Below are 9,811 nucleotides of genomic sequence, written 5' to 3' on the forward strand. Positions count from 1 at the left end.
TGCCCATGCTGATCACCGCCGCCAACGTCCTGGCCGGAGCCGACCTGCACGTCATCGTCGATGGAGCGGTCCTCGTACGAGAAGGCGCAATCGCCGCGGTCGGGCCGCGTGAAGAGGTTCAGCGTCACGTTCGCCCTGACGAGCCGCGCCTCGCTTACCCGGCGGGCACCGTGATGCCCGGCCTGATCGACGCCCATGTGCACCTTTGCTTCGACGGGGGAGCGGACCCGGTTGCCACACTCCAAGGGCAGGACGACGAGGCGTTGTTCGCCGATATGAAGGCGCGCGCGGAGCAGCTGCTCGGTATCGGTGTCACGACCGCCCGTGACTTGGGGGATCGCCATGGGCTTGCTCTGCGACTGGCCCGGGCTGTAGCCGAGGGCCAGGCCGTCGGCCCCCGCATCGTGTCGGCGGGGACTCCCGTGACGCCTCCCGGCGGGCACTGCTGGTTCCTCGGCGGTGAGGTCAGCGGGGTGGAGGAGGTGCGTCGGTTGGTGCGGCGCAACGCCGAGGCCGGCGCGGAGGTCATCAAGGTGATGGAGACCGGGGGTGGGCTGACCAAGGGCGGGGCGAAGAGCTGGGAATCCCAGTTCTCCGACGAGGAGTTGGCCGCGCTCGTCGAGGAGGCGCATCGGGCAGGGCTGCCGGTCGCCGCGCACGCGCACGGGGTCGACGGCATCACCGCCGCGGTCGAGGCGGGCGTCGACACGATCGAGCACTGCACCTGGATGACCGAGGACGGCTTCGACGTACGCGAAGACGTCCTCGGCCAGATCATCGAGAAGGGCATCTTCGTCTGCCCGACGGTCAGCCCGCACTGGCCGATGCTGCCGAAGTTCTTCGGCGCCGAGCGCGCCGAGGCCATGTTCGACGCCGTACGGACGATGGCTGAGGCGGGCGCTCGCCTGATCGCGGGCACGGACGCGGGCGTGCAGCGCGCCGGGTTCGATGGCCTGCCCGGCAGTCTCACGTTCTACGAGCACCTCGGCCTGGCGAACGAGCGGATCCTCGCGATGGCGACCACGGAGGCTGCCCACGCGCTGGGGCTTGGCGAGGAGACCGGGCAGCTCAGCCCCGGGTACCGCGCGGACCTGTTCGTGGTCGACGGTGACCCGCTCGCGGACCTCGGTGCTCTGAAGGCCGTCGAGACTGTCGTCGCGGCCGGTCGGCACTACGAGTTCGGGGCCAACGGGTAGTCGAGAGTGCAGAGTTGATCAGCGCCCGGGGCCTTCGGCTCCGGGCGTTTCTCGATCCGCCATTTCCTCGACCATCTGGTTCAGGAAGGCGACGAGGTCGTCCGACATGCCCTCGGGGCCGAGCCCGCGGGTTGTTACTCGTCCGACCGCTCCGGTGCGGACGGCGGCCAGGAGCCGCAGTCCTTCGACGACCTGGCGGGCGACCGTGTCGTCGGTCTGGAAGTACAGCGGGGAGACGCCGAACAGTTCAGCCAGGCCTTCGGCGACGATGGTGGGCAGCTCCGCGTCGTCCCCGGTCCGCAGTGCGCGTACCCCGGCCTCCGCGATGACGGGCGCGCCTGCATGCTCGTTCACGGCTTCGGCGATCTCAGCGTCAGTCGGTGGCTTCTGGGTGCCGGGGTAGGAGTGCTCCAGCAGGTACGTGATCTTCTCGGCCACGGTGCGCGGCATCGTCATGGTGCCGGCGGGGGCCGGGACCTCGTTGCCGAACGATCTCTCCTGCGCCGCGAGCAGCTCGTCCACTGTCACGCCGTAAGCCTTCGCCAGCGGCCCCTGGAACTTCTCGCTCAGTCGGCGCTTGCCCCGCTCGGCGTTGGCGACCGGGCCCGAGCTCTTCGTGCCGATCAGTTCTCTGGTCTGGTACTGGCTGTAGCCGGCGTCGCAACGTAGGTCCGCGAGGTCAGGCAGGTTGCCGGCGGCGCGAGGGAAGAGCTCGTCGAGCGACAGGCCGAAGAACTTCGCCAGAACGGGCAGCTTCTCGCCGTCGGGTGTCGAGGACCCCAACTCCCAGCTGGCCACGGTCGTGTCGCCGACGCCGACCGCTTCGCCCAGCTCGCTCTGGGTGATGTTCCGGGCGCGGCGCAGCGCGCGTACCCGGTCACGGTCGAACTGGCGAGGGGCCATCCGAAGGCTCTCCCGAAGCTGGTTGTCTAAATCGCGGAAACTTCAACGTGTTGATTCGATGCTTAAACCGGGATAGGTTCAGTTTGGCGAATCCGGGTGTTCAACCTACACCCTTCGCTGCCCTCCTGCCCATGCCGGGCCTCACTGCACGCGCAGTGCCGCGGTGTGGATAGAGCTGGACGGGCTCTGATCGTCTGCTCGGCACGACGGCCCTACGGGAGCCGGAGATGTCAGGTCGGCGTCGGTGTGGATCGGGCCCGCCAATCGGCTGGAACGTCGCAGCCGCCATGCATATGGTCCTGGTCCCTCGGCCGACCGCGCCGCGGCAGGCCAACACGAAGGAGAACGACAGGAGTTAGGCGAGCAGCCGAGACGGCACCCCTAGACGGGGGAAATGAAACCGGCGCCCAGAAGTTCGCACCTTCCGGACGCCGAAGCCGCCAGCCCGCAGGGCGACGGATTCATAACTGGAGCGGTACGGCTGACCTTTTCGACGAGAGCGGCCGACCCACTTCACCTACGAGTGAGGAATTCTCGCATGCCCGAACACCGCCCAGGAAGGGCGCTCGCGACAGACGAGCCCGGCCGCATACCGGCGCTCGTCAGCTCCTGCCGGCTTCGCCTGGCCAGGCTCCTGGCCGAGATGATTCCCGGCGCCCGCACCCTTTACGTCACGCTGCGCGGCCCTGCCGGGGCGTGGCCGAACCCGCACGGCACCGCACACGACGCTGCAGGCCGACGCATTCCGCTGAGTCGGCTCCAGGCTCGGACCGCCGCTCGCTGGACCCTCCGCGCGTTCCCCGAGGCCGACTGGGACCAGGACCACACCTTCGAGCTGCGCACCGGCCTGCTCTTGCGCACCCCCGCGCCTCAGGCCATCGCGAGCGGAGGACGCTGACCATGGCCCGTATCCGCACCATCAAGCCGGAGGCCTTTGCCTCGGAGTCCCTGGCCGCGGTCTCCCTGAGCGCCGAGCGGACCTTCTTCGGCCTCCTCACACAGGTCGACGATCGCGGACGCATCCGGGACCAAGCCGCAGTCATAGCCGGAGTGTTGTGGTCGCTGCGACCGGAGCACGGGCCCATGGGCGTCGAGGACGACCTCATCCAGCTCGCCTCCGAGGACCTGATCTGCCGCTACACCGGCGAAGATGGCAAGGCGTACCTGCACGTCGTGACCTGGTCCAAGCACCAGCGGATCAACCGCCCCAGCGGAGTACGTACCCCGGACTGCCCGCGGCACGACGCTTCCGGTGCCGACGCCACCGCCACCGCCGCGGCTCACGCACCTCTCACTGCCCCCTCCGTGAACACTCACGGCACACGCGCGGAGGTCTCCCGGAGCATGACGGACGACCGGCCCGTGGATTGGGAATTCGCAGGTCAACTCCCCATCTCTGAGGGCTCAGTGAGCGCTCACGGCCCCCTCACGGAGCCCTCCACGAGCTCTCACGCTCCGGATCTAGGACCTAGGAACCTGGATCCTGGAACTACTTCCCCTACGGGGGACGCAAGCGTCCCCGCGCAGCCGACCGCCTCGGCCCGGCAACTCATCGCGGAGTACGCCGCCGCCTGCGCGCACCGGCCACCACGCGACCTCCTGGGCCACCTCGGCCGCGAGACAGCCAAGCTCATCGCGGAGGGCGTCGAGCCCGACCACATCCGTGCCGGACTTACCCGGCACCGGGCCAAGGGCCTGCACCCCAGCACCCTCCCGAGCCTGGTCCACGAAGCGATGAACGCCGCACCCGCAGGCTTGGCCCGGCCGGGATCAACACCTAACCTCGCCGCCCATCGGCCCTGGGCCAACCCCGCCAACCCTGCCGCCGCCTACGCCGAGGAGCTGTGATGCGTGACTACGACGCCCTGCCCGTTGGCGGCATCGCACGGCGCCTGGCCAACATCCTCCACACCAAGGGCATCGACCCCGTCGCCGTACCCTCCGAACGCCACGAACCGGCCCCCGCCCTCCAGGCGGCCGACTCCCGCATCCCGGCCCGCTACCGTGACGCCCTCGCCGACCACCCGGCGGTCACCGCGTGGGTGCGGGCCGTCGCCCAGGCCGGCCGCCCCGGCCCCGGCGGAGTCCCCGGCATCGCGCAGGGGCGCTCGCTGCTCATCGCCGGAACCACCGGCACCGGCAAGACCCACCAGGCGTACGGCGCGATCCGCTCGCTGCTCGCCGAAGGCGTGCGACTGCGCTGGAAGGCCATCACGGCCGCCGACCTCTACGCCGAGCTCCGGCCGCGCCCCGGGCACGACGGCGAGCGGGAGTTCATGGAACTGGCCCGCTGCCCACTCCTGTTCGTCGACGACCTCGGCGCGGCGAAGAACAGCGAGTGGACCGAGGAGATCACGATGCGGTTGATCAACCGCCGCTACAACGAGATGCTCCCCACCCTCCTCACCACCAACCTCGGTATGGCGGACCTCCGCGCCCACATCGGCGATCGCGTCGCCTCCAGGCTCACCGAGATGACCGACAAAGTCATCCTCGACGGTCCCGACCGCAGACGGGCTCTGGCCGCCGAGCGCCTCCACGCCGCAGCCACCCGCTGACTCCTCTGCGAACACCGCCAGTTCGCGCCCTTCCCGCACAAACTCTGGGGCCCGCCCTGCCTCCAGCCACCCCGGAGCCCGATCGGAGACCGCCCCCATGCACCACAGCATCGAGCCCCGCCCGCACCGCCTCCTCGGCGACCAGTCCTGGCACGAGCACGCCGCCTGCCGCCCGACGGACCACCACGACGTCGACCTCGACCTCTTCTTCCCCGAGCCCGACGAGATGGACCGCATCCACCAGGCCAAGTCACTCTGCGCCCAGTGCCCCGTACGCCGAACCTGCCTCGACGCCGCGCTCGAGAACAACGACCGCGAAGGCATCCGTGGCGGCATGACGGAGGAAGAACGGGAGCGCCTGCACAGCAAGTTGGAGCACCGACACGACTACGAGCGCGTCAACGCAACCCTCGCCGGACGCGACGTCCACCTCACCCACAGCGAACGCCGCGCCGTCGTACGCGCCGCCTACCAGGCCGATGTCCCGTCCGAGCGACTCGCCTGGCTCCTCAAGATCACCGAGGAGCACGCCGACAAGCTGTACCGCCGCACGCGCCGAGAACTCCGCAACCGTACGGTGGCCACCACCCGACATGGCGCCAGCACGGTCGACCAGGATGACCTCGGAGCGGCAGCGTGAGCGCCCCCTCCACCACACCCGCTCGCATCACCAGCTGGGACCGCGCCGCGATCGTTGCCCTCGGAGCCGCGGGCTGCGCCCTCTCGTACGACGCCCTGCAGCAGATGGCCACCGCCATCCACATCCGCGGATTCCTGACTTTCGTCTTCCCGCTCGTCATCGACGGGTTCATCGCTTACGGAGTACGGGGCCTGCTGGTCCTCCGCACGGCGCCGCTCGCCGCCCGCTGCTACGTGTGGTTCCTCTTCGGCATCGCCACGGTCGCGAGTATCTGGGCCAACGCCCTGCACGCCGTACGCCTCAATCAGCAGCAGCCCGAAGGGCCGGGACTGCGGCTCGGCGACATTACCGTCGGAGTCCTGTCGACGCTCGCCCCGCTCGCGCTGGCCGGTGCCGTCCACCTCTACATCCTCATCGCCCGTCGGGTGACCGAGATCGGAGCGGCCGAGGCTCCGGACACTCCTGGCGCCCATCAGGGTGACCGTCCGGAGGCCGGCAAGTCTCCAGACACTGGGGAGTTGTCGACGGCCGATGTGCTGTCCGGCCAGCCGGAGGTCGAGGACCCGGAGCCTGCTGACCGCCCAGATGCCGAGGGCGGAGAGCTGCCCCCGAGACCGCGCCAGGTCACCCGACTGCACGTGGCCAGTTCACGGTCGGCCACTCCGGAGGCCTTCCGGACACAGAGGCAGGACACCAGTGACCGGAAGGCCACCCAGGTCACCGACGAGGACCTCCTCGCCATCGCCCGCCCCGCGGTCACCGAGGCCGGACGCCTGACCCGGAAGGTGGTCGCGGATGCCATCCGCAGTCATGACCTCGGCTTGGGCAACGCCCGGTTGACCGAGCTGATGCGCCTGCTCCGCAAGGAAGCCGGTCAGCCGGACAACGCTCGGGTCGGCTGACCGAGCACCCTCCGACGGCGGGTGTCCGGACCGACCTACCACCGAGGCACCCGCCCTCCGTAACCCACTTCGTACGCACTGGAGCAGCTCTCATGCGGACAACCCCAGCCACCCACGCAGAAGCCGATGCATGGATCTCGGTCCTCACGAAGTACGGACACCTCCACCGCGCGGAACGAGCCCTGGACGGAGCCTGGACCGTGACCCGCACCTCCACGAGCACGCCCCACACGCTCCACGAGCCCATCCTCGTACTCGACTTCGTCGCCGAAGTGCTGCACGACCTACGCAACTCCACTCCCGGAACGCGTCGATGACGCCCAGCGACTCGGCACGACCACTCGTGGACGATGGCGACGGCGGTGACCCCACACGCGGCCGAGCAAGCTATCGCGTACGACGGTCCTACGGCCCGTCGCACGCACTTGCCCCCGCCCAGGAGGGCGGGGGAAGCCCGGCTGGTTCCCGAGCGAGGGCGCTCGGGAACCAGCCGGGCAACCGGCACCAGGGGGCGCCGGTCACCGAGGGAGAAGCCGACCGCGCCGATCACCGCGAGCAGCCGAGCCCGAGCACGCCCGCCTTCCCCGACCGCAAACCGCGCCGCCGCAGCCGCAACCCGAGCGAGCGCGCACGCAAGACGACCACCCGACTCTCCGACGACGAGAAGACCGAGATCGTCGCCGCCGCCGCGCAGCGCGGCATCACCGTCGCCCGCTTCCTCGCTGCCGCCGGCCTCGCCGCCGCTCGCGGTTCGACCACCCTGCACTCCAACGAACGACTCGACACGGCCATCGACGAACTCGCCGCGCTGCGTACCGCGCTGGCCCGGATCGGCAACAACATCAACCAGATCGCCCACATACACAATTCCGGTGGCCAGCCCCGCCCCGGCGAACTCGACCACGCACTGAACGTTCTGACCCATTTGCTCGGCCGCCTCGACGACGCGGCGAACGGCCTGGTGACCAGGAGGCTGTGATGGTTCCCGACATCGGACGCGGCTCCCGCACCCACGGGCTCCTCGTCTACCTCTACGGCCCCGGTAAGCGAGAGGAGCACACCGACGCGCACCTCGTCGGCTCGTGGGATGGCTTCGCCCCCGACCCCGGCCGCGACACCGACCCGCAAGTCGCTCTCGCCCGCCTCACCGCCGCCCTCGACCTCCGGGTCAAGCAGGCCGGTGACCGCGCGCCCGCCCAGCACGTGTGGCACTGCTCGGTCCGGACCGCCCCCGGCGACCGACGGCTCTCCGACGCAGAGTGGAACACCGTCGCCCAGCGCATCGTCCACGCCACCGCCATCGCGCCGGACGGTGATCCCGACGGCTGCCGGTGGGTCGCCGTCCGCCACGCAGAAGACCACATCCACATCGTCGCCACCCTGGTCCGCGGAGACTTGCGCAATCCCCGCCTCAACTACGACTTCAACAAGGCGCAGGCCGAAGCCCGACGCATCGAGAAGGAGATGGGCCTACGCCGTCTCAATGCAGGCGACGGCACCGCAGCGCAAAACCCCACCAGCGCCGAGAAGTTCAAGGCCGAACGGACCGGTCGCCCCGAGACCTCCCGCGAGACGCTCCGCGAAGCCGTCCGTCAGGCCGTTGCGGGAGCGGAGGACGAGAAGGAGTTCTTCGCCCGGCTACGCGAGGCGGGCCTGCGCGTGAAAATGCGCCACGCCCCGTCCGGTGACGCGCTCGGGTACAACGTGGCCCTGCCCGGCGACCGCAACCGCAATGGTGAGCCGGTCTGGTATCCCGGCTCCAAGCTGGCCCCCGACCTGTCCCTCCCGAGGATCCGTCAGCGGTTGGTCGACGGCATCGAAGGGACGCAGTTCCCGGTCGCCCCCAACAGCCGACCGGAGTGGTCCCCACCTGCCCGAGAGCGACGGAGCGCCACCGGGGCCGCCGAACGCGCTGCCGTACTCCTCGACGCCGACGACGACGCCGCCGCCCAACTCGTCGGAGTCGGTGAACTGCTCGACGCAGTCGCCCAAACCTCCCCGGCCGCCACCCGCGCCGAACTGCGTGCAGCCGCCCGGGCCTTCGAGCGGGCGACCCGCAGCCACGCCCGAGCAGAACGCGCCGACACACGGGCTCTCCGCTCGGCCGCCCGAGGCATCGTCCAGGCCGGCGGCGCTCTCGGCCGGGGCGAGGACGGCGGCACCACCGCCATGCTCGTCTCCACCTTGGTCCTCGTAACCCTCGCCGCTGCCCGCTGGCATTCCGCCCGCGGTCACGCCCAGCAGGCCCAAGCCTCCCGACAGGCCGCCGAGCACCTGCGAACCGCCTACCGCCAAGCCGCCGCCACACCGATGCGAGTACTGCACGACCAAGGCCGTGCCCTCCCAGAGGCCGAACGCCGGACACACGAGACCACCATCCGCGCAGCTCTGCCGGAGCAGGGACCGCGAGCAGACAGCACATCAACGAAGACCGACGCCCTGGTCGCGACCCTTGCCCAGGTCGAGCAGGCCGGCCACGATCCCGAGGCCCTCCTGCAGCAGGCCATCGACATGCGCGAACTCGACACCGCCGCGGACGTGAACGACGTCCTGGTCTGGCGCCTTCGCAGGATTGCCCAACTCCCCGCCCACCCCGGCGAAGCTCCCCGCCGCCCGCAGCCCGGCACCCGCCCGACTACGACCTCGGCCAACCGCACCAGCGAACGGCACACCCCTGCAGCGGCGGCCCGCCCTGGTGCCTCCGATCCGCGGAGCCGCCCACCGCGCCGCTGAGCAGAGTCCCAGCAGGCCGCTCGCCGACCGGCCTGCCTCCACGAAACGCCTGGACAGCCGATTCTCCGGCTGTTACGGATGGAAACAGCAAGCCCACGACCGGAAGATGACGCTCGTGCTCAGAACCACCGACCGCACCACAAGGCTGGCACCCGTCCTCCCCGCCGGCACCGACCCCCTGCTGCAACTCGCACACGAGACGCAACCGGCCAACGGGCCCGGCGCGACCCGCTGCCTCAGCCACCCACACGAGCTGCCCTTCGGAGGCATCCCCGCGACGTGCTCAGCCTGCCGGGCCCGACGAGACTGGCTGCTCATCAACCACGGCCGCAACGTCTGGATCCGCTGCCGGTGCAGCAACCAGTGGCTCGAACCCGAGATCAGCCGCGCCGACTTCGACGCCCTGATCGACAGCCCGGACGTCACGAACTACCCCAGCGTCGAGCAGTGCCTCGTCGCGCTCGGCTTCGACGGCGCCTTCTCCGGTATGTACCTGAAGTAGTCGAGCAAGGGACCAAACGCCGAGGAGCGCCACCAACGAATCGGTGGCGCTCCTCGGCGTTCTGGGGTGGTCAGCCGCGCTTGCTGTTCTTCGGCAGCCAGCCCCGGAAGTCGCACCCGGGGCACTTGTCCTCACCCTGGATATGGCCCTCGTACCAGCCGTGCACCGCCGCGTGCAGGATGGCCTCCTCCACGGAGGCCCCACCGCTGCGGACCGATTCGATGGCGTTGTCGACGATCACGCGGAGCACGGCGTTTTAGAGGTCGTTAAGTCCGTTTCTGGTAGCGGCCTCGTCCGGGTTGGGTGAGGAAGCCTTGGCGGGTGAGGCGTCCGAGGCGGCTGCGCGTGACGTTCATGACCGGGTCGTCGGTGGGCAT

At 70.1% G+C, this 9,811-nt stretch carries 12 protein-coding genes; 10 read left to right on the forward strand and 2 right to left on the reverse strand.

Annotation, left to right across the window (positions count from 1 at the left end; genetic code table 11):
- Nucleotides 1-5: 5 nt before the first annotated feature.
- The gene (locus tag RCO28_RS38130) at nucleotides 6-1,196 is read left to right on the forward strand and encodes an amidohydrolase family protein (protein ID WP_308945989.1); all 1,191 of its coding nucleotides are present in this window, start codon (nucleotides 6-8) and stop codon (nucleotides 1,194-1,196) included.
- Nucleotides 1,197-1,214: 18 nt separating this feature from the next.
- Here the strand turns inward: RCO28_RS38130 and RCO28_RS38135 are convergent, their stop codons facing one another.
- Nucleotides 1,215-2,099 (reverse strand): helix-turn-helix domain-containing protein, encoded by an 885-nt coding sequence (locus RCO28_RS38135; RefSeq protein WP_308945990.1) that lies wholly within the window; start codon nucleotides 2,097-2,099, stop codon nucleotides 1,215-1,217.
- Between the two features lie 538 nt (nucleotides 2,100-2,637).
- Here RCO28_RS38135 and RCO28_RS38140 point away from each other — a divergent pair.
- The 9 genes from RCO28_RS38140 (at nucleotide 2,638) to RCO28_RS38180 (ending at nucleotide 9,434) form a co-directional block, all read left to right on the forward strand.
- Nucleotides 2,638-2,997, forward strand: coding sequence for a transcriptional regulator (locus RCO28_RS38140; RefSeq protein ID WP_308945991.1), 360 nt, complete (start codon nucleotides 2,638-2,640; stop codon nucleotides 2,995-2,997).
- Between the two features lie 2 nt (nucleotides 2,998-2,999).
- Complete coding sequence (locus RCO28_RS38145; RefSeq protein ID WP_308945992.1) at nucleotides 3,000-3,947, forward strand: hypothetical protein; 948 nt, start codon at nucleotides 3,000-3,002, stop codon at nucleotides 3,945-3,947.
- A complete protein-coding gene (locus tag RCO28_RS38150) occupies nucleotides 3,947-4,657 on the forward strand; it encodes an ATP-binding protein (RefSeq protein WP_308945993.1) in 711 nt (236 codons plus the stop codon). Before RCO28_RS38145 ends, RCO28_RS38150 begins: the two co-directional genes overlap by 1 nt.
- 97 nt (nucleotides 4,658-4,754) lie before the next feature.
- The gene (locus RCO28_RS38155; RefSeq protein ID WP_308945994.1) at nucleotides 4,755-5,297 is read left to right on the forward strand and encodes a WhiB family transcriptional regulator; all 543 of its coding nucleotides are present in this window, start codon (nucleotides 4,755-4,757) and stop codon (nucleotides 5,295-5,297) included.
- The gene (locus RCO28_RS38160; RefSeq protein WP_308945995.1) at nucleotides 5,294-6,199 is read left to right on the forward strand and encodes a DUF2637 domain-containing protein; all 906 of its coding nucleotides are present in this window, start codon (nucleotides 5,294-5,296) and stop codon (nucleotides 6,197-6,199) included. Before RCO28_RS38155 ends, RCO28_RS38160 begins: the two co-directional genes overlap by 4 nt.
- Before the next feature lie 92 nt (nucleotides 6,200-6,291).
- Nucleotides 6,292-6,516 (forward strand): hypothetical protein, encoded by a 225-nt coding sequence (locus RCO28_RS38165; protein ID WP_308945996.1) that lies wholly within the window; start codon nucleotides 6,292-6,294, stop codon nucleotides 6,514-6,516.
- The gene (gene mobC / locus RCO28_RS38170) at nucleotides 6,513-7,178 is read left to right on the forward strand and encodes a plasmid mobilization relaxosome protein MobC (RefSeq protein WP_308945997.1); all 666 of its coding nucleotides are present in this window, start codon (nucleotides 6,513-6,515) and stop codon (nucleotides 7,176-7,178) included. The genes RCO28_RS38165 and mobC overlap by 4 nt, the downstream gene beginning before the upstream one ends.
- Nucleotides 7,178-8,932 carry a relaxase/mobilization nuclease domain-containing protein gene (locus RCO28_RS38175; RefSeq protein WP_308945998.1) on the forward strand — a complete coding sequence of 585 codons (1,755 nt, stop codon included), beginning with the start codon at nucleotides 7,178-7,180 and terminating at the stop codon, nucleotides 8,930-8,932. The genes mobC and RCO28_RS38175 overlap by 1 nt, the downstream gene beginning before the upstream one ends.
- A gap of 106 nt (nucleotides 8,933-9,038) precedes the next feature.
- A complete protein-coding gene (locus RCO28_RS38180) occupies nucleotides 9,039-9,434 on the forward strand; it encodes a hypothetical protein (protein ID WP_308945999.1) in 396 nt (131 codons plus the stop codon).
- A 70-nt stretch (nucleotides 9,435-9,504) separates the two neighbouring features.
- On the opposite strand, the gene RCO28_RS38185 is transcribed toward RCO28_RS38180, so the two are convergent.
- On the reverse strand, nucleotides 9,505-9,675 hold the full coding sequence (locus tag RCO28_RS38185) for a hypothetical protein (protein ID WP_308946000.1): 171 nt from the start codon (nucleotides 9,673-9,675) through the stop codon (nucleotides 9,505-9,507).
- Nucleotides 9,676-9,811: the final 136 nt, after the last annotated feature.

The organism is Streptomyces sp. LHD-70 (assembly GCF_031157275.1).
In the GTDB taxonomy this organism is placed as follows: Bacteria; Actinomycetota; Actinomycetes; order Streptomycetales; family Streptomycetaceae; genus Streptomyces.

Coding starts and splice junctions, on each gene's coding strand:
- RCO28_RS38130 (WP_308945989.1), top strand. CDS start 6: ATGCTGATCACCGCCGCCAACGTCCTGGCCGGAGCCGACCTGCACGTC.
- RCO28_RS38135 (WP_308945990.1), bottom strand. CDS start 2,099: ATGGCCCCTCGCCAGTTCGACCGTGACCGGGTACGCGCGCTGCGCCGC.
- RCO28_RS38140 (WP_308945991.1), top strand. CDS start 2,638: ATGCCCGAACACCGCCCAGGAAGGGCGCTCGCGACAGACGAGCCCGGC.
- RCO28_RS38145 (WP_308945992.1), top strand. CDS start 3,000: ATGGCCCGTATCCGCACCATCAAGCCGGAGGCCTTTGCCTCGGAGTCC.
- RCO28_RS38150 (WP_308945993.1), top strand. CDS start 3,947: ATGCGTGACTACGACGCCCTGCCCGTTGGCGGCATCGCACGGCGCCTG.
- RCO28_RS38155 (WP_308945994.1), top strand. CDS start 4,755: ATGCACCACAGCATCGAGCCCCGCCCGCACCGCCTCCTCGGCGACCAG.
- RCO28_RS38165 (WP_308945996.1), top strand. CDS start 6,292: ATGCGGACAACCCCAGCCACCCACGCAGAAGCCGATGCATGGATCTCG.
- mobC (WP_308945997.1), top strand. CDS start 6,513: ATGACGCCCAGCGACTCGGCACGACCACTCGTGGACGATGGCGACGGC.
- RCO28_RS38175 (WP_308945998.1), top strand. CDS start 7,178: ATGGTTCCCGACATCGGACGCGGCTCCCGCACCCACGGGCTCCTCGTC.
- RCO28_RS38180 (WP_308945999.1), top strand. CDS start 9,039: ATGACGCTCGTGCTCAGAACCACCGACCGCACCACAAGGCTGGCACCC.